The 22,788-nt window shown below is 61.6% G+C and carries 23 protein-coding genes; 12 read left to right on the forward strand and 11 right to left on the reverse strand.

All coding sequences use genetic code 11. The annotated features are described in order from the left end of the window. Positions 1–244 precede the first annotated feature (244 nt). Both nrdE and nrdI read right to left on the reverse strand, forming a co-directional pair. The gene (gene nrdE / locus IV500_RS04350) at positions 245–2,362 is read right to left on the reverse strand and encodes a class 1b ribonucleoside-diphosphate reductase subunit alpha (protein ID WP_196395779.1); all 2,118 of its coding nucleotides are present in this window, start codon (positions 2,360–2,362) and stop codon (positions 245–247) included. Positions 2,363–2,385: 23 nt separating this feature from the next. Beyond that, on the reverse strand, positions 2,386–2,817 hold the full coding sequence (nrdI, locus tag IV500_RS04355; RefSeq protein ID WP_196395606.1) for a class Ib ribonucleoside-diphosphate reductase assembly flavoprotein NrdI: 432 nt from the start codon (positions 2,815–2,817) through the stop codon (positions 2,386–2,388). Between the two features lie 224 nt (positions 2,818–3,041). Here nrdI and IV500_RS04360 point away from each other — a divergent pair, with 224 nt between their 5' ends. Together IV500_RS04360 and IV500_RS04365 are read left to right on the forward strand one after the other, a co-directional pair. After that, on the forward strand, positions 3,042–3,635 hold the full coding sequence (locus IV500_RS04360; RefSeq protein WP_196395607.1) for a hypothetical protein: 594 nt from the start codon (positions 3,042–3,044) through the stop codon (positions 3,633–3,635). 49 nt (positions 3,636–3,684) lie between these two features. Continuing rightward, positions 3,685–4,461, forward strand: a complete 777-nt coding sequence (locus IV500_RS04365) for a hypothetical protein (RefSeq protein ID WP_196395608.1) — start codon at positions 3,685–3,687, stop codon at positions 4,459–4,461. Between the two features lie 38 nt (positions 4,462–4,499). On the opposite strand, the gene IV500_RS04370 is transcribed toward IV500_RS04365, so the two are convergent. The 9 genes from IV500_RS04370 to IV500_RS04410 form a co-directional block, all read right to left on the reverse strand. Further along, positions 4,500–4,793, reverse strand: coding sequence for a hypothetical protein (locus IV500_RS04370; RefSeq protein ID WP_196395609.1), 294 nt, complete (start codon positions 4,791–4,793; stop codon positions 4,500–4,502). Positions 4,794–4,831: 38 nt separating this feature from the next. Continuing rightward, positions 4,832–5,026: a hypothetical protein gene (locus IV500_RS04375; RefSeq protein WP_196395610.1), complete on the reverse strand. Its 195-nt coding sequence runs from the start codon at positions 5,024–5,026 to the stop codon at positions 4,832–4,834. A gap of 32 nt (positions 5,027–5,058) precedes the next feature. Next, the gene (locus IV500_RS04380; protein ID WP_196395611.1) at positions 5,059–5,622 is read right to left on the reverse strand and encodes a 3'-5' exonuclease; all 564 of its coding nucleotides are present in this window, start codon (positions 5,620–5,622) and stop codon (positions 5,059–5,061) included. A 247-nt stretch (positions 5,623–5,869) separates the two neighbouring features. Next, entirely contained in the window at positions 5,870–6,157 is a 288-nt protein-coding gene (locus IV500_RS04385; RefSeq protein WP_196395612.1) for a hypothetical protein, read from the reverse strand. Positions 6,158–6,280: 123 nt separating this feature from the next. Further along, complete coding sequence (locus IV500_RS04390; RefSeq protein WP_196395613.1) at positions 6,281–7,063, reverse strand: DUF2958 domain-containing protein; 783 nt, start codon at positions 7,061–7,063, stop codon at positions 6,281–6,283. A 102-nt stretch (positions 7,064–7,165) separates the two neighbouring features. Continuing rightward, positions 7,166–7,741, reverse strand: coding sequence for an RES family NAD+ phosphorylase (locus tag IV500_RS04395; RefSeq protein WP_196395614.1), 576 nt, complete (start codon positions 7,739–7,741; stop codon positions 7,166–7,168). After that, on the reverse strand, positions 7,742–8,242 hold the full coding sequence (locus tag IV500_RS04400) for an antitoxin Xre/MbcA/ParS toxin-binding domain-containing protein (RefSeq protein WP_230854481.1): 501 nt from the start codon (positions 8,240–8,242) through the stop codon (positions 7,742–7,744). Between the two features lie 38 nt (positions 8,243–8,280). Beyond that, positions 8,281–8,832, reverse strand: coding sequence for a hypothetical protein (locus IV500_RS04405; protein WP_196395615.1), 552 nt, complete (start codon positions 8,830–8,832; stop codon positions 8,281–8,283). A 45-nt stretch (positions 8,833–8,877) separates the two neighbouring features. Further along, complete coding sequence (locus IV500_RS04410) at positions 8,878–11,853, reverse strand: sigma-70 family RNA polymerase sigma factor (RefSeq protein WP_196395616.1); 2,976 nt, start codon at positions 11,851–11,853, stop codon at positions 8,878–8,880. A gap of 202 nt (positions 11,854–12,055) precedes the next feature. Between IV500_RS04410 and IV500_RS04415 the strand changes: the two genes are divergently transcribed. The 10 genes from IV500_RS04415 (at position 12,056) to IV500_RS04460 (ending at position 22,753) form a co-directional block, all read left to right on the forward strand. Next, on the forward strand, positions 12,056–12,964 hold the full coding sequence (locus IV500_RS04415; protein ID WP_196395617.1) for a hypothetical protein: 909 nt from the start codon (positions 12,056–12,058) through the stop codon (positions 12,962–12,964). Between the two features lie 15 nt (positions 12,965–12,979). Beyond that, positions 12,980–13,606: a hypothetical protein gene (locus IV500_RS04420; protein ID WP_196395618.1), complete on the forward strand. Its 627-nt coding sequence runs from the start codon at positions 12,980–12,982 to the stop codon at positions 13,604–13,606. Between the two features lie 92 nt (positions 13,607–13,698). Continuing rightward, complete coding sequence (locus tag IV500_RS04425) at positions 13,699–13,869, forward strand: hypothetical protein (protein WP_196395619.1); 171 nt, start codon at positions 13,699–13,701, stop codon at positions 13,867–13,869. Between the two features lie 80 nt (positions 13,870–13,949). Beyond that, positions 13,950–18,083, forward strand: a complete 4,134-nt coding sequence (locus IV500_RS04430; RefSeq protein ID WP_196395620.1) for a DNA polymerase III subunit alpha — start codon at positions 13,950–13,952, stop codon at positions 18,081–18,083. Between the two features lie 104 nt (positions 18,084–18,187). Next, the gene (locus tag IV500_RS04435) at positions 18,188–18,472 is read left to right on the forward strand and encodes a hypothetical protein (RefSeq protein WP_196395621.1); all 285 of its coding nucleotides are present in this window, start codon (positions 18,188–18,190) and stop codon (positions 18,470–18,472) included. Between the two features lie 176 nt (positions 18,473–18,648). Next, complete coding sequence (locus tag IV500_RS04440) at positions 18,649–19,158, forward strand: single-stranded DNA-binding protein (RefSeq protein ID WP_196395622.1); 510 nt, start codon at positions 18,649–18,651, stop codon at positions 19,156–19,158. Positions 19,159–19,286: 128 nt separating this feature from the next. Further along, positions 19,287–19,769 (forward strand): HNH endonuclease, encoded by a 483-nt coding sequence (locus IV500_RS04445; RefSeq protein WP_196395623.1) that lies wholly within the window; start codon positions 19,287–19,289, stop codon positions 19,767–19,769. Next, a complete protein-coding gene (locus tag IV500_RS04450; protein ID WP_312875832.1) occupies positions 19,747–20,100 on the forward strand; it encodes a hypothetical protein in 354 nt (117 codons plus the stop codon). The genes IV500_RS04445 and IV500_RS04450 overlap by 23 nt, the downstream gene beginning before the upstream one ends. Positions 20,101–20,146: 46 nt before the next feature. Next, entirely contained in the window at positions 20,147–22,060 is a 1,914-nt protein-coding gene (locus IV500_RS04455) for a CHAP domain-containing protein (RefSeq protein WP_230854483.1), read from the forward strand. Between the two features lie 33 nt (positions 22,061–22,093). After that, the gene (locus IV500_RS04460) at positions 22,094–22,753 is read left to right on the forward strand and encodes a hypothetical protein (protein ID WP_196395625.1); all 660 of its coding nucleotides are present in this window, start codon (positions 22,094–22,096) and stop codon (positions 22,751–22,753) included. Positions 22,754–22,788 lie beyond the last annotated feature (35 nt).

The following is a 22,788-nucleotide window of genomic DNA, read 5'->3' on the forward strand; positions in this document are numbered from 1 at the left end:
CCGAGGAACATGCGTAGAGCCGGGCGGAGTGCACCGGCCGCTCGGCCCGCAGAAGCTTGATGGCGCCCACATGTGTCAGTGACTCGGGGGTAGCCGGCTGCACTTGTCCTTCACCTGCTACGTGTGAGGCGGCACCCACTGGCGTCTCCCGTGCAGCAGAAAGCCCCGGGACGATGTCTGCCGGGGCTTTCGGTCAGGAACTCACTCTTTGCTCATTATGCGCGACAGAGCGGGCCGTTGCGCATTAAAGTGCGCAGGAGACACAACCCTCTACGGCGGTCCCTTCCAGAGCCATTTGGCGCAAACGGATGTAGTAGAGCGTCTTGATCCCTTTACGCCACGCGTAGATCTGCGCTTTGTTGATGTCGCGGGTCGTTGCGGTGTCCTTGAAGAACAACGTCAGGGACAGGCCCTGGTCCACGTGCTGGGTCGCAGCGGCGTAGGTGTCGATGATCTTCTCGTAGCCGATCTCGTAGGCGTCCTGGTAGAACTCCTGGTTGTCGTCCGTCAGGTAAGGAGCCGGGTAGTAGACGCGGCCGAGCTTGCCTTCTTTACGGATTTCGATCTTCGCCGCGATCGGGTGGATCGAGGCCGTCGAGTTGTTGATGTAGGAGATAGACCCGGTCGGCGGGACGGCCTGCAGGTTCTGGTTGTAGATGCCGTACTCCATGACGGAGGCCTTCAGCTGCTCCCAGTCTGCGACGGTCGGCAGGTAAATGCCGGCGTTGTCGAAAATCTCCTGGACGCGTCCTGTTGCGGGCAGCCACTCCGAGGTGACGTACTTTTCGAAGAACTCGCCGGTGGCGTACTTGGATTTCTCGAAGCCTTCGAAGACCTGGCCGCGTTCCTTGGCGATCAGGTTGGAGGCCCGGATGGCGTGGTAGACGATGTTCGCGAAGTAGATGTTCGTGAAGTCGATGCCCTCTTCGGAGCCGTAGTGGATCCGTTCGCGCGCCAGGTATCCGTGCAGGTTCATCTGGCCAAGACCGATGGCGTGCGACTTGGCATTGCCGTTCGCAATCGGCGGCACAGCCTTGATGTCTGACTGGTCCGACACGGCGGTCAGGCCGCGGATTGCTGCTTCTACGGTGGCACCCAGGTCTCCGCCGTCCATGGCGGCAGCAATGTTCATCGAACCCAGGTTGCAGGAGATGTCCTTGCCGACAGTGTCATAGCTCTGGTCCTCGTTGAACGTGCTGGCCGAGCTGACTTGTAATATTTCGCTACAAAGGTTGCTCATGATGATCTTGCCGTCAATCGGGTTCGCCCTGTTTACCGTGTCCTCGAACATGATGTAGGGGTAGCCGGATTCGAACTGGATTTCCGCCAGGGTCTGGAAGAACTCGCGGGCCTTGATCTTGGTCTTCTTGATCCGTGCGTCGTCGACCATTTCGCGGTATTTTTCGGTGACGTTGATGTCGGAGAACGGCATGCCGTAGACCTTTTCAACGTCGTAGGGCGAGAACAGGTACATGTCCTCACCCTTCTTGGCGAGCTCGAAGGTGATGTCCGGGATGACGACACCCATGGAGAGGGTCTTGATGCGTACCTTCTCGTCAGCGTTTTCGCGCTTGGTGTCCAAGAACCGGTTGATGTCCGGGTGGTGGGCGTGGAGGTACACGGCGCCGGCGCCCTGGCGCTGGCCGAGCTGGTTGGCGTAGGAGAAGGTGTCTTCGAGGAGCTTCATCACGGGGATGATGCCGGAGGACTGGTTCTCGATCTGCTTGATCGGTGCGCCTACTTCGCGAAGGTTGGTCAGGCAGACGGCGACGCCGCCGCCACGCTTGGACAGCTGGCCGGAGTTGGAAACGGACTTGAAGATCGATTCCAGGTTGTCCTCGGTGCGGAGCAGGAAGCAGGAGACCAGCTCGCCGCGCTGGGCTTTGCCGGTGTTCAGGAATGTCGGGGTGGCCGGTTGGAAACGTCCGGAGATGATCTCGTTGACAAGCTGACGTGCGATCGCTTCGTTGCCATCAGCCAGTCCGAGGGCGACCATCGTGACGCGGTCTTCAAGGCGCTCCAGGTACCGCTTGCCATCGAAGGTTTTCATCGCATAGGAGGTGTAGAACTTGAAGGCGCCCAGGAAGGTCGGGAAGCGGAACTTGAGTGCATAGGCCTGCTTGTACAGGTTCTTGATGAAATCGAAGCTGTACTTGGCCAACAGGCCTTCTTCGTAGTACTTGTTGGTGACGAGATAGTCGAGCTTTTCCTGCAGGTCATGGAAGAAGACCATGTTCTGGTTAATGTTCTGCAGGAAGTACTGACGTGCAGCTTCACGGTCGGCACCGAACTGCATTTTGCCGTCGGCTCCATACAGGTTCAGGTAGGCGTTCAGCTCGTGATAACCAAGGCCCTTGTACATCTCGGGAAGTGCATCGTCCTTGCTTACGCGCTCAGGCGCGAGGGTGTTCGTTTCCAAAATTTCTCCAATTCAGTTCGGACACGCTCCACGTCTTCCGGGGTGCCCATCAGTTCTACTCGGTACAACAGTTGTGTGCGGCACTTGGCCGAAATGACATCCCCTGCAATGCAGTAGGAGTCATGGAAGTTGGTATTCCCTGCCGCGATGACCCCACGGATAAGGTTCCGGTTGGTTTCGACGTTGAGGAATTTGATGACCTGTTTCGGTACCGCCCCGCCTTCAGGGCCGCCCCCGTAAGTGGGAGTGACCAGAACAAACGGTTCGGTGGCGATCAGGGTGTCATCGGATGTGTGGAGCGGTAGCCGGTCGGCGGGCACTCCGAGCTTCTGAACGAAACGGTGGGTGTTGTCGGAGACGGAGGAGAAATAGATCAGGTTCCCCGTCACAGTCAGCACCGTCCTTTGTTGTGGACCACTGCTTCGGTCCTTGGTCTCCCCTATGCGCTCCGGCAGATGACGGGTGTCAGCGGTCCGGGGCGGTGTCGGTTGCCTCCCGGAACGGGATGGCCCTGCATATATGTGAGGCACCCCCATAGCCTCTCGTCTCTAAACATTTACACACTTACACAATTCTGTTAGTGTGTAGATCAGACGCTAAGACACAGAGAAAGAAGGAACTCATGACCCTCCCCGAACTCACCATCACACCCGCCGAGCCGATACTCGATGAGGTGCTGACCCCGAATGGTGCAGCTGCATATCTGCAGACCACCCGACGGAACATCACCAAGCTCCTGGAAGCCGGCTACCTCAAAGATCTGTCGCTGTCCTCCCTGGCCCCGATCAGGAAGGCCGACCTCGTTTCCGCAGGCGGCAAACTGCCCCTCATCCAGACAGCCCCGGCGGAGGAAGGTACGGACGACTGGCGCAAGTGGTGGGGTGACGCTCCCACCCTCAGTGACAAGGACTGGCTGAACGCCCAGCGCGGCGACTGGACCGGTGCCGGCGCTGACCGGATCGAGAAGGTCGGCTACCTGCTGATCGGGCTCGGCGGCGTCATCTCCGGGGTCACTAAGGTCATCAAGGCCGTCCCGTCCAGGGATCCGCGCAGGGCCCGGTTTGAGCTCGAGCTGCTGGGCCGGCTTACCGGGGAGTTGAAGTCCTACGAGAAGACCTTCCCGGAGACATCCACCGAGGAGGAGCAGATATTCGCGTTCACCCTCATCGGCCAGCGATACGAGACACGCCAGGGCGGCTCAGTCATGTGGCTCTAAGCTCTCCCCCAATTCTCCACCCCATCAAATATCTTCCGAAAGGCACTCCATGACCTCTGCACCGAAAATCACCGTCGAACACCTCATCAAAAAGGGCCTCCTGCACCCTGATGCCGCCAACAAACACCGCGGCAAGCACGAGCGTTTCAACAGGATCCTGCGCAGCGAAGGGAGAGTCGCCACCGAAGCCCAGGTCACAGGCTTCATGACCATGTTCGGTGGAGACCTTGAGGATGCCGTGATTGGCTATCTCTGCACCGCCGCCGGCGTTGAGGACCGGGACCGGCTCCAGATCGTTTCCGGGCTGGAATTCAGATTCGACTCAGAAGCACCCAATAAGAGGTCCATCGACCTCGTGATCGGTCGACGCGATGAAGACGCGCCAACAACCAAAGGGGCCAAGTCCTGGACCCCCGTCGTTGCGGTCGAGGCGAAGTTCGGCGCCATGGTCAACGGAGGCCACGGCTATTGCCCTGACGACGCTTTGGGCTACTCAAACCAGGCAATCTGCTATGCCCTCCACACCTGCGTCGACGACCGCCTGGACGGCACTGTGAAGTACGTCTGGCTGGGCAACCCGGTGGACGCCGAGATGCTTGCCCTGTACGGACCGTGGGGCCGCAAGGGAATCCATCGCGGCGATTTCGACTACCAAACCGTCAAGGACGCGTTCGACGACCAGGAACTCGCCAAAGACAAGTGGAAGCCAGCCACGTGGCCCGCGCTGGGTGCGGCCATCACCACAGCACTGAACGCCCAGGGGCTCGCCGCCGAAGCGGAAGCCATCGTTAGGTTCCTGCGTGCAGGCGGTCCGTCCGCTAACTGACCAAGCATCTGACCGGGGCGGGTTGCCCCGGTCAGGCTTCAGCGCAGCATGCAGCCACGGTGAGGTATGACGTGCTCGTGATGGAGGGTGCAGCAGAAGTTGTCGTGGTCGCAGCCGACGTGCTCGTAGTGATCGGCGAGGTCGTCAAGGCTGACGCGGTCGCGGACCTCCAAGGGCTCGCGCGTGCTGCCGCGGGCCAGGACGACGGTCCGCCCGGACCGCAGGCCACTCAGGGTCCACACTTTCCCGGTTCCTGTGTCCCGGTAGGTGAAGCCGATACCGACCGGGATGCGGGGTGCCGTACGGGCGTGGCGTGGCGTGCTGTTTTCCATGTACCCAATGTGTGCGGCGGGCCCGCGGACGGTCCACGTCAGGTCGCTGGCTCGTACGCATCAGCGAAGTCGGTTAGGCTGACGTAGTCTCTGGCCTCGCAGCCGTAGAAGTCTTCGGTGAGCGCAATGAGCCCCGAGTCGCAGATCCTGGTGACGTGCCAGATCCGTCCGGTGGAGTGCCGGCGGTAACGGGCGCCGACTGCGGGTGTGTCGAGCAGTGTGGTCGTGGTCATATCTTCCTTGTGTGCGGCAGATGCTCTGATCGTCATCCGATGCCCAAGCCGCGGTAGAGGTTCGTGATCGAGGTGGCGCCGCGGCGGCGGCCGATTTCCACGGCAATGCGGGCGCAGGTGAGCGCATCGTCTCCGGCGTCATGCTGGGCGAAAGAGGGCAAGCCAAGATGTTCAGCCACCAGATGGAGTTTGTGTTTGCCGAGCTGGAGTGTGGTCCGGGACAGTGTCTCGGTGCAGCGGAATTCGTTCCGCGGCTGCGGCAGGCCGGCGATGGTGAACGACCGGCGGAGCACCCCGGCGTCGTAGCTGATGTTGTGGGCGAGCACCGGACCGTCACCGATCAGGGAAGCCAGCTTGTGCATTGATTCTTCCAGTGAGGGAGCATCGGCCGTCATATCGGGCGTGATCCCATGAACCCGGATGGCGTATTTGTCGAAGGATTCCGGGCCGGTGTGCGGGCGGATCAGCCACGACTCGGTGGCGGTTATCAGGCCGTCGCATACTGTCGTGACGCCCACCGCGCAGGCGGAGCTACGGTCGGAGTTAGCTGCTTCAAAATCAATGGCCGTGAAGTCCAGACCGGGGAGGGGTTCCATAACCCTCATGTGTGCGGAGGTGCTGGTGTCTTTGCCCGGCCAGCTGAAAGGCCCGGCGGGCGCCGCAGTGGCGTCCGTACCGGGCCTTGTAGCGCAGCATCCCTGCCTGGGGTGAACCCCCGTCCCGACTCCCAGGACGCTGACCGTTATGCCCCATCGGGAGGCATACGGTCAAAGGCGGTCAAACTGCCGGCACTTGGTGCCGGACGTTATGTGTGCGGACTCCGGAAAGTCTCTCCCCGCTCTCCTACCGTCGCCAGTCGTTTTGGAGATCGCCGAGAATGAACCCGATCTCAAGCACCGACTGAATCGACCTGTCAATCACATACTCCCGCTCAGGGCCCCTAAGGCCCATGAGTGTGGAACCGTTCCGACGGAACGAAGTGCGAAGCTGGTCAGCACGGAAGTTTTCGGTCTGTTCGGGCAATTGGTCGATGTATCCCGTAGCGTCGGCGTAGGCGTCAGCCGTGTCCTGAAGCGGGTGGTTCACAGTTCTCTCTACTGCGATGACACGACTGCGGGCTTCGGTAGGCATGATCTCTCCTTAGGGTCGGATGTGGCTTGCAGTCTTCATGTGTACGGAGGACTGACGGCCGCTCCCCGGGCAGCGAAAGGTCCGGCGGCACGACGAGGTGCTACCGGACCAATGCTGCGTACGTCAGCCGAGGGGTCGTTCCTGCTGCATCCAGTCATCGACGACGCCGTGGATGTCCATGTTGCCGTTCCAGCCGGACTCCTGGTAGGCGTCGGCGGCGAACCCGGCGAACCGCTCGACAGTGTCCCGGTCCTCAAATCCTGTGACACCCAAGACTGAGTGCCCATAGTCGTACGCGAAACTGTGATGCTCGTCCCACTGCTTACGATCCTCGGGGCTGAGCGGGTCCGGCTCGTCGGGACCGTCCCAGCCGAAGTTGACGCTGTCCGGTCCGCCAATCAGCGCGGCTGCCAAGGCTGCCTCTGCTTCGGCAGTGTTGACCGCTGCCTCATCCTTGTACTTCGGAATGCATTCCTTGGCCAGCGTGCCCGGCTTGAAGTCCAGATCGCGTTCAATGGGCAGTCCGAACTGGCCACTCACTTCCTCGACGTCGCCGAGTGGAATGTAGCCCCACTCCCCGTGTCCGACACCCAGGTCGGCGTACCCGAACGCCTCGTTTTCTTTCGGGTCATACTCCGCGACATACCAGTCCATACTGCCCTGGAAATAGTGTGCCTGGAGTGGCTTGTCGCCAAGGGGGCTATCGTTTTCGGTCGCGTACAGCTTCGGCCAAGTCGCCATCTCGACTGCCGTCGGGTAGAAATCGTGTCCACGGCGGCTCCGCTGCGTTTCGACGGGCCGTTCCAGGGTTGGAGCGGCCAGGGCAACTCCGGGCTCGCTGTGGGCGGTTGCGGCGAATTCGCCACCGGACGGGATTCCTTTGGGTTGGCGGTTGTGCTCGTTCATGGTGGTCCCTTTTAGGAGTGTGGAGTACTTTCACCATGAATGTGTGCGGCTGCGCCGGTCTGCAGCGCCAGTAGTTCGCTGGGAGGCGAACAGCCCGTCGCGTCAGCGGAAAGTCCTGCTCAATGACGTTGCGGCGTCAACGATTGAGGGGTGCGACAAAGTCAGTTCCTCTACTCCTACAAACCGGTGAGGCTGTGGACTTCCGGGCGCAACCCAGATGCCGACAATGGACCATTGCGGCCGTTGAAATGACCACCATTTCACCCCTGCCCATTTTCGTTCGCCGGCGTCGTTGCGGAACTCGAAAATCTTCAGCGCCCAGGTCTGGGTCAAGGGTCGGTTCCGGGAAATGACCTGAGTGGGACGCAGGTGCCGGTCCAGCAGCGTCTGGGCGTCATCAAGGTCAATAAGGGCCAGACCGTCCGGGATGCTGAACGTCGCCAAAGCCCGCCTGCTTCCGGGAAGTGCCGGGAAGTCAAACATCTCATCAGACCAGACAGGGACATTGCCAAAGGTTTCGCCGATAGCTCCCTCCTTAGTCAACGCCAGATACCACATGTCGTAATGCGCCGGGTTATCAATCCGGCCACCTCCCTGCCGCTTGTAAAGATAGTCCGCCGAACCGGTCTTTCCCATGCGGGCTGCAGCCAGGTGCGGAAACACCCGATACGCGAGCATTTAGGAGAATGATCCGGACATCTCAGCGTCCAGCGCTTCGATCACCTGTGAGGGTCCGCGCATTTTGACGACGTCGATGGGGCGGCCCCCGTCCAGGTACGAGTTGGGTCCGTTCAGCCACTCGAGCGCCACTTTGGGTGGCCAGAGCAGGTTTGCCCTCGCCAGGACATAGTCCAGGTCGATCAGGATTCGCTGGTTTTCCGGGTCTGGGGTTTCTTCACCGCTGATCCACCGAGGCGGCTGGCTGCTGGACACATCCATGAGCCGGGCCAGCTCCGCGCTGCCGCCGAGGGAGCCGGCAACGATATTAGTCCGCTCGGCAATCGCCCCCACAGTCTGAGCTTCGGTGTGGGTGAGAAAACGAGTATGGAGTTGGAGTCCATCGCGGTCGATTCCGACCCTATCCGCGCCTGCGGCGTCATACTCTGGAGCCGCAGAGTCACCCTCTGCGGCACCCTCTACTGCCATATCCCCCAGCCCTGGGACCCAGTCGTCAGTCATGCACCCAGAATACGCCCAACCGCTATGTTGAGCTATGTTCAGGCGGCCAGCTGCAGGGTGTTCGTGTGCGCCTGCCGGTAGGCGGCCGCCCAGGCTTCAATAGGGGCAATCAAGGCCGGTTCTCCCGGTCCGCCGAGCAGACCGATTCGCTCCAGCCTTTCCCAAATGCGGTAACCGTAAGGGCCAGTGTCGTCCTTGACCCATTTGAGAGCTTTGGACACCATGGCGAATTCGGCCACTGGTTCCACCGGCACCGGCCAGCGGCCCGGCGCGACGCAGGCGAGCCAGCGGACCTGGTGAGCGCGGGCGCCCAGGATAGGGACCATGCCGAGGGCGTATACCTTGTCCCCGTGGCCGGCCTGGATGACGGACCCGGCCACGGCGGTGCGGATTGCTCCGCCCATGTTGTCCCATGCCTTTACCTGTATGGCCGCGTCCGGCAGGACGTAGAGGTCCCCGACGTCTTCTTTGCGTCCGGCGCCAAGGTAGCGCATTGCCTTCTCCAGTGCGAACTCCGGGAGAAGGTTCACCACCATGGGCACCGACTCGCGTTCGAAGCGGTCGCCTTTATCTTTTGAGGTGTTAGCCATGACAGTCCTATGCGTCCCCGCACCCGACGGGCCTCCCTTCATGTATCAGGCGAACGGATCCTCGTCATCGCCCACCATGACGGCGTCAAAGGAATCAGCTCCGAATGCTGGATCATCGAACGGGTCGACCTCCAGTGCAGCCGTGGTGGCACGGTGCGGCGCAGGTGCGGGTTCCGCAAACGGGTCCACCCCATCAGGCACGATGACAGCATCTTCCGGTGCCGGTTCCGCCTTCACTGGCGCCCGGAGAACATGCTCGGATTCCCAGGGGGCGAGCTTATTTTTGCGCCATGAGACGTCCACTGCGTCGATCGCAGCGATCCTCTCCGGCGTGATGGTCCCCAGCCGCAGCGCGTTGCGCTGGTTGTTGATCCAAGCGCCAAGGTTGTGGCCGGCTTCGACATGCTTAACCGGGACCAGGGCATGACCTTCACGGGCAACGAAGGACACCAGATTCGACAACGCCATCTCCCACTTCTTCCGATGCTTCACCGGCCCGGTACCTGCCGCCACCTTCCGGGCCTTGGCAGGCTTGGCAGCTTTCGCCGACTTGGAGGGCGCCGCGGGTGCCGGGAGGCTCCTTCCGGATTTGCCGAGCACAAGGCTAGTGTGACCGTCGAAGAAGTCTCTCAGCCCGGACGCGGAGGAAGATTCCCGCAGCGCTGCCATGGCGGTCGTTTCAATCTGCCGTATCCGTTCACGGGTGACGCCGTAGATCCTGCCGATTTCATCCAGGGTCATTGCCTCCCCCGTGGCCAACCCGTACCGATAAGCGATGATGCCCGCCTCGCGTTGGGTCAGTCGGTCCAACCTGCTGTGCAGCGCGGTACGCAGTGCGTCATAGACGGCTGTGTCGAAAGCTGTTGGCTCATCCGGGTCGTACAGGGTTTCACCCAAGAGTTCAAGGCCGCCGCTCCCGTTCGGGACTTCCCAGTCAAGGGAAGCAGGGAGGACCCGCAGCCGCCGGAGACGGATGACCTCCTCGACTGTTTTGCCGGAGCCGGCAGCAATCTCTTCGACAGTTCCGTCACGTCCTTCACGCTGAAGGAATTCCCGTTCCGCACCGTAAACACTGAGGATCTGTTCGTTGATGTGAACAGGAATCCTGATCGTACGGGACTTGTCAGCGATCCCGCGCGTGATGGCCTGCCGGATCCACCAGGTTGCGTAGGTGGAGAATTTGAAGCCTTTCTTGTAGTCGAACTTCTGGACCCCGCGGTAGAGGCCGATGTTGCCTTCCTGGATGAGGTCCAGGAAGTCCATACCGGATCCGGTGTAGCGCTTGGCAATTGATACAACGAGGCGCAGGTTGCTGCGCACGAGCGTCAACGTTGCGGCCCGTCCTTCTGCGGCGATAGTCTCCAGCTCCAGGATGGCCCGTCGGCCCTCTGGGGTGGTGGTCACGAGCTTGTGCTCGGCATACAAGCCTGCCTCAATCGCCATGGCCAGGTCGGTCACCTCATCCGCACCCAGCAGGTCCACGTCACCGATCTGGTTCAGGTACTGGCGGATGTCCTCACCGATCTCCCCGCTCAGGACCGGCTCGTCAGTCCAGTCACCCTCTACATGTTCGAGGAGGAAAGGTTCTGCCGGCGGTTCAGTGACTGGCCGTTCAGGGGCTTTAACCGCTACCGGTGGTGCGACGTAAGCCAGGAATTCTTCGATCGCCTCAACATCCGTCTCGATCCGGAACACCCCCTGCCGCCGGGCATACGGAAGGACGGCGCCGAGGTACTCTTCCCCACGCACCTTCGGGTCCTCGACCGTGTTCAGGGAGTAGAGCACGACGAAGCGCCCGGCACGGCCATCAGCTTTCTTGCGGATAACCCGGCCAAGGCGTTGAACAAGTTGCCGCTGACTACTACTGGCTGCGACCATGATCCCCAGATCGGCCTCGGGCACGTCAATTCCTTCATCCAGGACGCGCGGGGCGGTAAGGACTTTCGCGGTTCCGTCCCGGAAGGCACCGAGGGCCGCTGCACGCGCATCCTTACCCATGCCGGACATAACAGTCGCGGACGAGTTGCCCATCGCTGTGCAGATCTGGGCGGAAGCCAAAGCCGACTTTTTGGTCTGCGTGAAGACAAGGGTAGGTCCGGACGCTGTGATCGCCGGGTTCAGGGCTGCCAAGGCCATCCGCTTTGTCGGCGTCTCTGCGAGCAGGTTCTGCCGCCCGGTCATGGCGGCCATGTATTTGCGTGCCAGAGCCGGGCCGGGCGAGTCGACCTTGCTATCAGCCAGATGAGCGACGGCGGTGATGAATGGTGCGAACGGGTTCCGCGGGATGTGGAGGTATATCTCCAAGGGTCCGACGGCTTTGGCCATCGTCTCGGTGAACGCGTCGTATTCGTCGCGCTCGGGGGCCGTAAGTTCAACCCCGACCATGGCGACGTCGAAGGGTGCGATGATGTTGTCGGCCAGCGCACGGTCGTACCAGAGACGGAAGACGATGTCGCCAAAAAAGGGTGCGAGGCGGACGAGGTGCTCTCCATCGGCGCGTTCGTAAGTGGCAGACAATCCCAAACGCCACGTATAGCCGGTCTCCAAAGCCTCAGCGAACAGTGGGGCGGCGTAGCGGTGGCATTCGTCGGCGATGATGAGTCCGGCCTTATGGTCACGCAGGGTTTGGCGCGTCGCGGCCGAATGAACGATAGCGACCAGGACCTCGACCGTGTCCAGACTGTCGTGGTGGTTATCCCCCAGGGCTCCCCGGCTGGCACCAGGAAGGTCTTTCCTTAACGCGCGCAGCCACTGCGTCTGCAGTTCAGCGGTCGGGACGAGGACAAGGACTTTGAACCCGCGGCGGACAGCTTCAAAAGCGGCCGCAATTCCTACCCGCGTCTTCCCTGAACCGGTGACGGCTTCGATGACTCCGCGGCGGCCAGCGGCACGCCAGCAGTCCACGGCTTCCTGCTGCCAGGTGTAAAGGCCGGGATAGTCATCGGCGGCACTGATGTGTCCGTCAGCCGGCAGAGCGCCATGCGATGCGTCGCTTGGTCGATAGGTCAAGGCAGTAGTCATGTTCCTCAATGTGTGCGGCAAAGGCGGGATCTCTGCCCTAAACCCGGGCCGCCTGCGGCCTAAGAGACGGCCGATGGGCCCCACTGGGTGTGGTGGCTGATACTGGACCTATGCTCGGAAACGCCCCACGGCTATAGCTGCAACGTCTACGCATGTTTCAGGGCAGAGGCCAACCACTACAAGCACTCAGGGGTTTATCACCATGGACATCAAACGCCGCCGGATGCTCACCGAGCCAGGCGACACCCTCCTCCTGTCCAAGTCCTCAATGGACACAGCCTTCCGTTTCACGGAATGGCAGGAGGCGACCGGTCTGACACCGAATCGGTTCACAGCGGACCCGATCTGCTCCGTTCCACTGCCCATCTACACGCAGGTGGCCGCTGGCGCCCGGCAGTTCTCCGCCGTCAAACCTGAGATCATGTGGCACCCGCTGTTCTGGCTGCCGCCGCGTCTCGCCGGCCGCTACAACCTGCCCTCCGGCCCGGACGGCGCCCTTGAGGTGGAGTCAACGACCATGTGGTCCATCCGGGTGGCACTGGAGCTGACCGCATCCGGACTGTACAGCATCGAGGACGGCTGGCTGGATATTCTCGCCACCGTCGGGATCGACGTTGAGAACGAGATTGATCTGGCCCGTGTCGAGGAATGGCAGTCCGGTGGTGTTGATGACCTGCTCGACTCAATCGACCTGGACCTGTACCTGGCGCTCGAGACCAACCCGAACTGGGCGCTCCAGTCGGCGATGGCCTTGGCTGAGCCGGCCACGCAGGCTCAGTGGGCAATCCTGGCCGACTCCCTCATGGAGGTCGTCATGGACTCCTACGACGCCGAAGAAAACACCCCGTTGGCTGAGGTCCGGAAAACGATCGCCGTCGTCGCTTCGCTGGCCGGCGTCCAACTCGACGAAGTTCCGACCGACGATGAGGAGCCCGCAGAAGAATTTTGGGCCCGGATCGAACTCGAATCCCGCGACGGAATCTACGCCACCGTCCAGGAGTTCCTGGAAGGCCCGGCAACGGAAGCCCTCGGGTGGCTCACGCTGACCCGCGACACCTATTGGGAGTCCGTGGAAGATCTTCAGTCGCTCCAGACCACCCAGGCGGCCTGACCTATGGGAGCCACCATGGACGAATACATTCCGCTGCAGGCCAGGGTCAATCCAGACGGCTCCGTCGACGTCCTGATCGACAGTGCTGCTGTACCGGGTGGATCCGGCCTGACCATGGCCTCTCTGCTGCAACTGCTGACGCGGTATGCCCGTGAAAACGGCAAGCTGATGATGACCACCACACACCCCAACGGCAGTGTCACCCGCGATCTGGTTTCCGAGGCAGGAGAGATCACGCCGTTCTACCCTGAGGCGGGTCCACAGTCGGTGAAAGCTGCCGTCTCCGCTGATCCTTCCGAGGAGGCCCTACTGCAGGTCCTCAAGCAGAGCGGTCAACGCCGCGTCGGGTACTCCGAAATCGCGACGGCCCCGCCTGTAGCCGCCGCTCCGGCCACGACACGGGTAACGATGGGTGAGGGGGCAATCCCGAAATTTGATGTCGAGGCCGACATCCAGAAGGCCATGTCGTCGAAGAAACCTCCGGCGAGCACAAAGCAGCGCATCATCATTGCCCTAGTCATCACCGTGCTTGTCCTGGTGGCTGTCGCATTGGCCGGCATGCCGCTGCTGAACGCGGCTGCACATATGCTCGGGGCACTACCTGCGCCGGGTGTCCCCGCGACCGGGTTACTGCAGATCTAACCCTGCTGTCTGAGGGCCGCCCCGTCCAAGTGACGGGGCGGCCTTTTTCGGTTCCGGTGAGTATCGCCGGTAATGCCGCACACATACTGACCATGGCGAACACACTTTTCCTGGCCCCGGCATCCTGCGCCCCATATTCTGCCGCCCCGGCAGCGGCGCTTCTGGAACCCCTGGAACTTGGCTACCGAATTTTCAGCCCGGAATTCCTGGACGAACTCGAGGAGCACTACCGGGCACTGGCCGTCGGCCGCGTCCCCGCATAGGAGACTCCGGACAGCTCTTTTGTCCTGTATGACCAGGGCCCGCCGGCCCACTTCCAGCCAGATAGAAACCCGAGGAACCCATGGCGTTCGTCCACCTGCATAATCACACCGAATTTTCGAGCCTTGATGGTCTTTCAAGACTCAAAACCGTCGCGAAAACTGCTGCAGCGCTGGGCCAGACCGCCATGGCCGAAACCGAACACGGCTCCCTGGCCGGTGCGTGGAGGTTCACGAAAGCCTGCCAGGCCGCCGGGATCAAACCGATTATCGGCATCGAAATCTACATGAGCATCGGCGACCGTTTTCTGCGCAACTCCGAAATAGTGGACCGCAACGACGACACCACCGCCGATGCCGATGACGGCAAGGGTGAGACGAAAGAGAAGCGTTACGAGCACCTGACCCTCCTTGCCCGTAACGAACAAGGCTGGAAAAATCTCCTCGCCCTGCACAACAAGGCCGAAGAATCCTACTGGTACAAGCCGCGGATCGATTACGCGCTGCTCAAAGAGCACGGCGAAGGACTGATCGTACTGACAGGCTGCCTCGCCGGCCCGGTTGCCGGTCCACTGTCCCGTGCTGCCGCGACCGCTGCCGCAGGAGACGCGGAGAAGTCCGTCGAGTTCGCCTCCGAAGCGAAAAACAATCTGGATACCCTGATTGACTGTGTCGGCAAGGAAAACGTCTACCTGGAGATCATGTATCACGGGATCGGCGCCGAGCAGTCGGTATTGAAACCGATCGCCCAGCTCTCACGTGAGTACGACGTCCCAATGGTTGTCACCAACGACTGCCATTACGAAAAGGACGAGGACTCCGGCGCACACGAAGGCTTCCTCGCGGTCGGGTCCAAGAAAGGCCTGGATGACCCGGCCCGCTTCAAGTTCAACGGCGGCGGCTACTACGTGAAGTCCGAGCAGGAAATGCTCGACATCAAACCCGGCAGCAAAACATGGGCCGACGCATGCGCCATGACTCAGGTCATCGCAGACCGTTGTGACGACCAGGTGATCCCGACCCCGCATCAGCGCCTGCCCAAATACCCGCTGCCTGAAGGCTTCACCGACTCCAACGTCTACCTGAAAAAGCTCGTCAAGGACGGCGCCGTCAACCGCTACGGGTATGACCTGGCGACCAAGGAGCGGATCCCGCTGTCCGCTGAGGTGAAGGAACGGCTCAAAACAGAGCTGGACATCATTGCCGAAATGGGTTTCCCGGACTACTTCCTCATCATGTGGGACGTCATCAACTGGTGCCGGACCGATGCACCCATCGAGTTCGACAACCCGGACGCGCCCCGGAAGAAGCCGATCCTGGTCGGCCCCGGCCGTGGTTCCGCGGCAGGCTCGGCCGTCTCCTACTGCCTGCGCATCGTTGGTATCGACCCGCTGTACAACAACCTCCTGTTTGAGCGTTTCCTCGAACCGGGCCGCGCCGGCATGCCCGACATCGACGTCGACTTTGAAAAGGCCCGCCGCGACGAGGTGTTCGCCTACCTGGCCTACCGTTGGGGGAAAGGCAACGTCGCCCGCATCGGCACGTTCGGTGTCGCCCTGTCCAAGGCTGCCATCAAGGACGCCGCCCGCATCCTGAAGCCGTCCGGCCCCAGCGAGGAAATCAAAGCCCAGGCCAAAGAATTCTTCATTGCCGGTGAGCGCGGCAAGGGTGCGACGTTGCTCCGTGACGCCGAAAAGGTCGCCGCGGACAGGGCCGCGCAGAAAATGCGGCTCGGAAACAAGATGTCTGACCTGGTCCCGGCCTCCGGTGAAAAAGCGTACGACTTCGCACAGCTCACCGATACGAAAGACCAGGCCGGTCAGGCATTCCGGGACCTCGTTGACGAATCCGGCGAGGACGCCCAGGCCATCCTGGAACTGGCCCGCGCATTCGAAGGGGTCATCAAGAACGAATCAATCCACGCCTGCGGTTTCGTTGTCTCCCCTGAACCTCTCGATGAACTGGTCCCGCTGCGCTGGGCTTCCCACGCCGCGGATGCCGACCCGGCAGCCCCGCGCGTCATCTGCTGGGATGGTCCCGAGGTCGAAGACTACGGGTTCCTGAAGATGGACATCCTGGGCCTGATGAACCTGGACATCGTCTCCACCGCGCTGGAAAACATCGAAATGACCACCGGTGAGCACCTCACGATGGACTCCATTCCGCACCCGGACATCAAAGGCGACCCGAAGGTTGACGCCGCTTTCGCGCTGATTGCTGCCGGAAACACCGGAGGGGTATTTCAGATGGAATCGGGCGGGATGGTGAAAATCGCCCAGGACGTCGTTCCGGAATCCCTCACCGACATTTCCGCCATCGTTGCCCTGTTCCGTCCCGGCCCGCTGGCCGCGAAGGTCCCGGACCGGTACGCTGCGCGCAAAAACGGGCGAGAAGAGGTCGACTACGACGAGTTCACCTCGAACAAGATGGAGCAGGAATGGATCGCCAAGGTCCTCGATGACACGTATGGAAAATTCGTGTTCCAAGAGCAGCTCATGCGTCTGGGGACGGTCATTTCCGGATTCGATGCCTCTCAACGATCCGTGTTGCGTAAGGCTGTCGGCAAGAAAGACGCCAAGAAGATGGCCGAGGTTGGCAAGATGCTGGCCGCCGGCGCCGAACAAGAATTCTTCGACGAGAGTGGGGTCCTGATTTCTCCGAAATTTTCGGCGAAGACAGCAGCCCACATGTTTGAGCTGATGAAAGGCTCGGCGTCGTACCTGTTCAATGCGAGCCACTCCGCCGCGTACGCGCAGCTGGCGTTCGTCACCGCATACCTGAAAGCCAACTGGCCGGTCGAATACGCGGCAGCGATCCTGGCAATCGCCGACAAGGACGACAAACGCATGAACGCGTTTTGGTCCCTGAAAACTGACGGGATCACGGTACTCGCCCCTGACATCAACCTGTCTCTTGCCCGTACTGCGCCGGTGAACGGCTCTGTCCAGATGGGTCTCGCAGAAGTCAAGGAAGTCGGCGCCGCCGGCCATTACATCCTCGCCGAACGAATCCTGAACGGGGAGTTCAAAAACCTTCACGACGTGCTGACCCGCGTCACCGTGCCTGGCAAGAACGGCACTGAGCCAACCAAGCTGCCCGTTGGTGCCATCCAAGGTCTCATCGAAGCCGGTGCCATGGACTCCTTCGGGCCCCGCCTCGGCCAGCTCATGACGTTGCGCGCCGCCCACAAGTCGGACCTGTCCCCTATCGACGCCGAATGGTCTGACGTAGAGGAATCCACCCGGCAGCGCCAACGCCTGGGCGTCAGCCTCGGCACCCACCCGCTGCAGTCCCTGAAGGAAGAAATCCTCGCATGGGAGGGCCCGGCGGGAGGCAGGGCGACCCCGCTGCACAAAATCGCGGACGAAAACGGTGAAGCAGTCCTGACCGTCGGCGTCATCTCCATGTGGGAGGAAAAAGGCTACTCCGGCGGACGGCGGGCCAACTTCGCCCTCGAATCCTCCAAAGTCACCATCCAGGGAGTCATGTGGGACCGCACCCTGTCCAACCTGCGCCGCCGTGGCACGGTCCCCAAGGTCGGCGACGTCGTCGCTGTGTCCGGGAAAGTCAACGTCCGCACCACCTCAGTCGGCGACGAAGACGTCGAGACCCAGGAGACCATCACCACTAAGGAGCTCTCCATTTTTGAAGTCTGGCAGATCGCATCGGCAACCGCACCGGAAATCAACGAACCGCGCGCGGTCATCGACTTCGCCGCCAAATACCGTGAGCTGCGCGCCACCAATCCGGACAAGCCCAAAGGCCCCGGCGGCAAAGATGACGAAACCGACAAAGCCCCGGCCGGTGAGCCCAAAAAAGTATTCGTCGCCGAAGTCACGGATCTGGAGGATCACCGGAAGAAGTCACGGTCCCGGCTCGTGGTCGTTGCTACCTCGGCACTTGGCCGCGGCCTGACCGGGAGAATCCTCGTCGGCGACCCTGCAGTCGTCAAACCTCATTCGAGTACGAGCTGGCCGACGAAGAAAGTCCAGCCGGGGTCCATTTACCGGGTCATGTGCCCGGGAGGGGACATCGTCATCCTCCTGGTGAAGTCCCCTTCCCTTGGGCACAGCCAGCTGCTGGAGATTTCCAACGACGTCACCGTCGAGGACCCCCGCTGGACGAAGCAGGACGGGTCCAACGCCCTCTACACCTGGTACCTGCTGGAGCAGACAGCAGAGCAGGCCGTCGAGGAAGAAGACACACAAGCCGCCTAGCCGGGGAGGGTGGCTCCGTGCTCCGCACACATAAGGGAAGAACAGGCGGAACTGCCGCCTAGAATCTACCCACCCGCCGCTGTGCGCGGCAGAAGGAGCCCCTCGTGAGCCCCGCCGACGACAAGCCCCAGACCGACACAACCCTCGCCGCGCTGGCCGTGCTTGAACGTTTCGCCACCCAGGATTTCGACTCCGTTGACGCCTTGTTGGACACCACGAACAACAAAGAACTGGCCATGGGGCTTCTCGATGTTGCCAGAATGCTTACCGGCATGCTCGCCCGTGCCACCGATGCCCGCCACGACGAAGTTATCGTCCACGTCCGCGAAACCGTCATGGGCCTGATCCATGACGGCCACCTCGGCACCGGCCTCCAGCCCGTCAACTGAACTGGTGCGGTGACCTTTCTGACGGTTGCCGCACACATATAAGCCAGAAGGAGAACCCCGTTTACGGGTGGTTTCCAACTGATGCGGGACCAGCGCAAAAATGACACCCGTCAACCGCCGGGGCGCATAGCAATACCAGAAGGCCGGAGACATTCCGGGCTTCTACAGCAGCCCTTATGGGCCCAACGAAAGGCCACACCTTGTACAACATTCCCTTCACCGGCAACCTGGCCCACGACCTGGAACTCAACACCAACACGGCCTCAGGTATCGCCCGCCTCAACTTCCGCCTCGCAGTCAACGAAGGCGAACGCGGCTCGGAGAACGAAAAAACGCACTTCATCCTCTTCACCGCGTTCGGCACGACCGCCGAGAACGCTGCGAAGTCCTTCAAGAAGGGCGACCGCATGATCGTCCTGGGCCGGGTCAACACCTACCCGAAGACCGTCTACTTGGAGAACGCCGAAAAGGAGCTCGAAGAGAAGGAGATTTCGATGGTCGGGTTCACCGCCAGCGACATCTCCGCACCGGTCCGCTTCGCTACCTTGGACATCCACAAGGTTGCCAAGCGCGAAGGCGGCGAAACTACCGCCCCCGCCGCGGCGAAGAAAGCTCCTGCCCCGCGCGTAGCAGCGACCAAGCCGAAGGTGTCCGTCGCCGCAACCGGTGGTGACGACGACTTCTAGGCCGTAGCGGCCAGGGTTATGCCCGAGAGCCCCGTCCAGCCCCTTTACCGGGCCGGGCGGGGCTCTTTCTTTCGGCGCCGTCTACGCATGTTTCCTACGGATAGTGACCCGACCACCGAGAAAGCCCCATGATCTCCCCCACCGCCATCACAGACACCTTCACCGCCTTCATCACCGGCCTGGCCTCTCAGGTGACGGCACTGACCACAGAAAACCCGGTACCGCTCGTCGTCGCCGCAGCAATCGTAGTGCTCGCCTACGTCGGCCGCGCCGTGGCCAGAAACCGGCCGGTTGCCACCGACCCGTCACGCCTGTTCTCCGCCGTGCAACGCACTGAGGGTTTCGCCCGCGCCGCCGGCCGATGCGAACTCGAAGGGTTTTTCTTCACCCGGTGCAAGGGCAAAGCACACCACGGGGACCACCACTTCCCCTGGTCTAAAGGCGGTTCCACGTCGATGGTCAACTTCGTCGCCGCTTGCGCCCGCTGTAATACCTCCAAGGGCGCGAAGATTCCGACCGCCTGGGCCACCATGCGCATGGAAGCGCGCCGCAGGAAATACTTCCCACAGGGTGTGACCGTGAAGGCCGGTGAGCGTTTTGCCCACCGCTGAGAACACCGTTTCGGCAGACTCTCCGGACAGTACCGGACCGTACGTCGGAGAGCTATGGTCACTGACCGCCGGGGACAGACACGCGATCTTCCTCGGTGACGGGTTATGGAACGTCCTGTCCTGCATCAATGACGAGTACACACTTGAACAGATCCCCGGGCTCGTACCGGAAGCGAAGCCTCCCGGACAGCCGGCCAGCTTCTACTGGGCTGACCAGTTCGATGCGCTGGCTGCTGCCGATGGACTACGAATTACCTGGTCCGAGGAAATCCTCACCTACCAGGCACAGGGTTGGGACAAGATCCGCAAGCTGCGCCCCGCCACCGTCTAGGGACCCTCGATGAGCGTGATGCCAAAATCTGCGCATGTTTCAGGTTATGAGCACCGATCCATCTGAAAGCACCGGACCAGCCGTGCCGGAAGCGGCCGAACCGGCGGCCGCCAGCCCCGAAAACTCTGACGGCAAGCCCACTACGGCGGACCAAGCCAAAGCAGATGGCGCTGCTGTTGCAATCTCCGCACTCAAGGGAGCCGTTACCGGTGGAGCAACAGGTGCGGCCGTGGGCGCGCTCAAAGGTGCAGTCAAGACGAAGACCGGCCGCAATGTGGCGATCGCCGTCATTGTCACCCCCATCCTCGCTGTTTCCCTGCTTACCGGACTTATTTTCAACGCCGCACAAGCTATTTCAGCTACACCCGGTGGACGCGCAGCTATCGCCCAGACCGCGGCTCTGTCAGCGTTCGAGAACAAGGATGACCTCAACTCCATCCAGGACGCTTCTACTCAAGGTGGTGTGCCCTGGCAGGTCGTCGCCGGCATCTATCAGGCAGCGAAGAGTAAGACCGGCGCTAAGGGATCCGGTCCGTTCGGCATCGACATGGCCGCGGCCAGCGGCGAGATCAGTGAGGATGATGCCAACGACTTCGATAAGGCGGCACTGTTTGTCGCCCGCAAGCTGAAGGCGGCATCCGCCACCACGATCGATTCGCTCTCCAACCCGACCCTGGACGCCGGTTACATGGACACCCGCGGTGACAAAGGCGAGAGCGTCCTGAAGCCGATCGACACTGACGAAGCAAAAGCTGCCCGCGACCTGGTGAAGGAAGCCTATGTGAAGGCGATCATCGCCATCCCTTTGGAGGGCAACCCGGGCACCGCCGAAGCAGCCTTTGCGAGCTCGCTCCTATGGATGGCCGGCGCGGCGCCAGACAAGTGCAGCCCCAGCAATGTGGTCACGGTCGGAGACGTCAGTAACGCCGACCTGAATGCAAAAAAGAAGATTTACGCCCAGGCGATCATCGACCAGGTGGCATCCAAAGGTATGCCCGAAAACGCTGCAGTCATCGCCTTAGCGACAGCGCTGCAGGAATCGGGCCTCCGGATGTACTGGAATTCCCATGTCCCCGGATCCAAGGAACTCGCTGACGGCGGACCGGAAGGTGGCTTCGACCTGGGACCGGGCAAATTCTCCTACTCGGTTGGCCTGTTTCAGCAGCAGGTCAACGGCACCATGTTTTCCTGGGGCACCGTCCAGGACGCCATGAACCCGTCCAAATCTGCAGACATGTTCCTGGACCGACTGATGACCATCAACGGCTGGCAGAACCTGCCGGTGACCGTCGCAGCCCAGTCAGTCCAAGGGTCGGCGTTCCCTTCCGCGTATGCCGATGATGAGGTTGCGGCGCGAACTCTTGTGGGCGAACTGAAACCCAAGTCAGGCAGCTACGGCACCACCACCAACACGGCTCCTTCGACCCCTGGATCTGGCCCCGGCGCACCGGCGGGTGCGGCCGTTACCAGCTGCCAGAGCGGCGGAGTCGGCACTGGCACGGTCGGCGCCGGTGACGACTACCCGTACAAAAACCCGGTTGGCGTTTTCACTACGGAAGCGGACCCGTGGTCAGAGTTCAAACGTCAGTGCGTCTCCTTCGTCGCTTGGCGGATGAACCTTCAGATGGGCTGGAAGGAAGGCCAGGAATACCCCTTCACCCCGGCAAAGCTCGGTCTGGGTCTCTTTGGTAGCGCCATCGACTGGAAAGACACTGTCGCGAGCAAATTCCCGATGGACAGCACCCCGAAGGTTGGTGCGGTCGCCTGGTTTGATGCGAACATCCACACCGGCAGCACCTGGACCGGAGATGCCGGCCACGTCGCAGTTGTCAGCGCAGTGAACGGAGATGGCACGATTGACGTCGAGGAGTACAACTTCAACCCTCTCGCCTACGGCACCAGGAAAATTCCGGCCTCCGATGTCAGCGGCTTCATTCACGTCGCCGACATCAGCAAATAGCACCCCAACCCGAACGATCATGAAGGACCACTGATGGCCGCTGAAACGAAGCAGCTCCACCCCGCATTGCAGTACCTGAAAGACAACGTGGTGGTGATCTCTCTGGTCGTCATCGTGGCAGTCTCGATCGTGATCTTCGCGTTCACGCAGAACGCACCGGCAGCGAAGCCGGCCGCCTCGGTGGCACCAACGGCGGTTCCGACCGCTGCGCTCGATACGGGCGCGCCAGTCACAGGAGCCACAAGCACCTCAGAAGCCACAGAAGATCACTCAGGCTCCACGGCTTCGTCCACAGCTCCAGGGGGCTCTCAGGGCGGCGCGCAGCCTTCCCCATCGCCTACCGCGGTCGAGCACGTCGTCGTCGGCACCGGACCCCAGGGCGTATCGGCTAAAGACTGGCGTCCGTACGCCGAAGAGTTCTCCAAAGCATGGGTGAATACCGCAGATGGCAAAGACGCCTGGCTCACTCGGCTGAAGCCTATGGTCAGCGCGGATCTGTACGCAGGGTTCACCAGGACGGACCTCAACTCAGTGCCCGCCGCCACCTACAGGAGTATCACCCTCGCCGAGGAGTCCCTCGCATCCAAGACGTTCCGCGCCTACTCCATGAACGGCCAGATGTTCGAGGGTAGGGTCTCCGTCCAGCCGGACGGCACCTGGATCGTTGACCAGGTCGGACCACCAAAGAAGTAGCAGGAATACGGGAAGGACCGCTCCGGCTTGGGGCG

Source organism: Arthrobacter terrae, from assembly GCF_015708085.1.
GTDB lineage: Bacteria > Actinomycetota > Actinomycetes > Actinomycetales > Micrococcaceae > Arthrobacter_M > Arthrobacter_M terrae.

What these genes read in the sequence shown, in the direction of transcription:
- nrdE (WP_196395779.1), bottom strand. Translation starts at nt 2,362, where the DNA reads ATGTACAAGGGCCTTGGTTATCACGAGCTGAACGCCTACCTGAACCTG.
- IV500_RS04360 (WP_196395607.1), top strand. Translation starts at nt 3,042, where the DNA reads ATGACCCTCCCCGAACTCACCATCACACCCGCCGAGCCGATACTCGAT.
- IV500_RS04365 (WP_196395608.1), top strand. Translation starts at nt 3,685, where the DNA reads ATGACCTCTGCACCGAAAATCACCGTCGAACACCTCATCAAAAAGGGC.
- IV500_RS04370 (WP_196395609.1), bottom strand. Translation starts at nt 4,793, where the DNA reads ATGGAAAACAGCACGCCACGCCACGCCCGTACGGCACCCCGCATCCCG.
- IV500_RS04375 (WP_196395610.1), bottom strand. Translation starts at nt 5,026, where the DNA reads ATGACCACGACCACACTGCTCGACACACCCGCAGTCGGCGCCCGTTAC.
- IV500_RS04380 (WP_196395611.1), bottom strand. Translation starts at nt 5,622, where the DNA reads ATGGAACCCCTCCCCGGTCTGGACTTCACGGCCATTGATTTTGAAGCA.
- IV500_RS04385 (WP_196395612.1), bottom strand. Translation starts at nt 6,157, where the DNA reads ATGCCTACCGAAGCCCGCAGTCGTGTCATCGCAGTAGAGAGAACTGTG.
- IV500_RS04390 (WP_196395613.1), bottom strand. Translation starts at nt 7,063, where the DNA reads ATGAACGAGCACAACCGCCAACCCAAAGGAATCCCGTCCGGTGGCGAA.
- IV500_RS04395 (WP_196395614.1), bottom strand. Translation starts at nt 7,741, where the DNA reads ATGCTCGCGTATCGGGTGTTTCCGCACCTGGCTGCAGCCCGCATGGGA.
- IV500_RS04400 (WP_230854481.1), bottom strand. Translation starts at nt 8,242, where the DNA reads ATGACTGACGACTGGGTCCCAGGGCTGGGGGATATGGCAGTAGAGGGT.
- IV500_RS04405 (WP_196395615.1), bottom strand. Translation starts at nt 8,832, where the DNA reads ATGGCTAACACCTCAAAAGATAAAGGCGACCGCTTCGAACGCGAGTCG.
- IV500_RS04410 (WP_196395616.1), bottom strand. Translation starts at nt 11,853, where the DNA reads ATGACTACTGCCTTGACCTATCGACCAAGCGACGCATCGCATGGCGCT.
- IV500_RS04415 (WP_196395617.1), top strand. Translation starts at nt 12,056, where the DNA reads ATGGACATCAAACGCCGCCGGATGCTCACCGAGCCAGGCGACACCCTC.
- IV500_RS04420 (WP_196395618.1), top strand. Translation starts at nt 12,980, where the DNA reads ATGGACGAATACATTCCGCTGCAGGCCAGGGTCAATCCAGACGGCTCC.
- IV500_RS04425 (WP_196395619.1), top strand. Translation starts at nt 13,699, where the DNA reads ATGGCGAACACACTTTTCCTGGCCCCGGCATCCTGCGCCCCATATTCT.
- IV500_RS04430 (WP_196395620.1), top strand. Translation starts at nt 13,950, where the DNA reads ATGGCGTTCGTCCACCTGCATAATCACACCGAATTTTCGAGCCTTGAT.
- IV500_RS04440 (WP_196395622.1), top strand. Translation starts at nt 18,649, where the DNA reads ATGGGCCCAACGAAAGGCCACACCTTGTACAACATTCCCTTCACCGGC.
- IV500_RS04445 (WP_196395623.1), top strand. Translation starts at nt 19,287, where the DNA reads ATGATCTCCCCCACCGCCATCACAGACACCTTCACCGCCTTCATCACC.
- IV500_RS04455 (WP_230854483.1), top strand. Translation starts at nt 20,147, where the DNA reads ATGAGCACCGATCCATCTGAAAGCACCGGACCAGCCGTGCCGGAAGCG.
- IV500_RS04460 (WP_196395625.1), top strand. Translation starts at nt 22,094, where the DNA reads ATGGCCGCTGAAACGAAGCAGCTCCACCCCGCATTGCAGTACCTGAAA.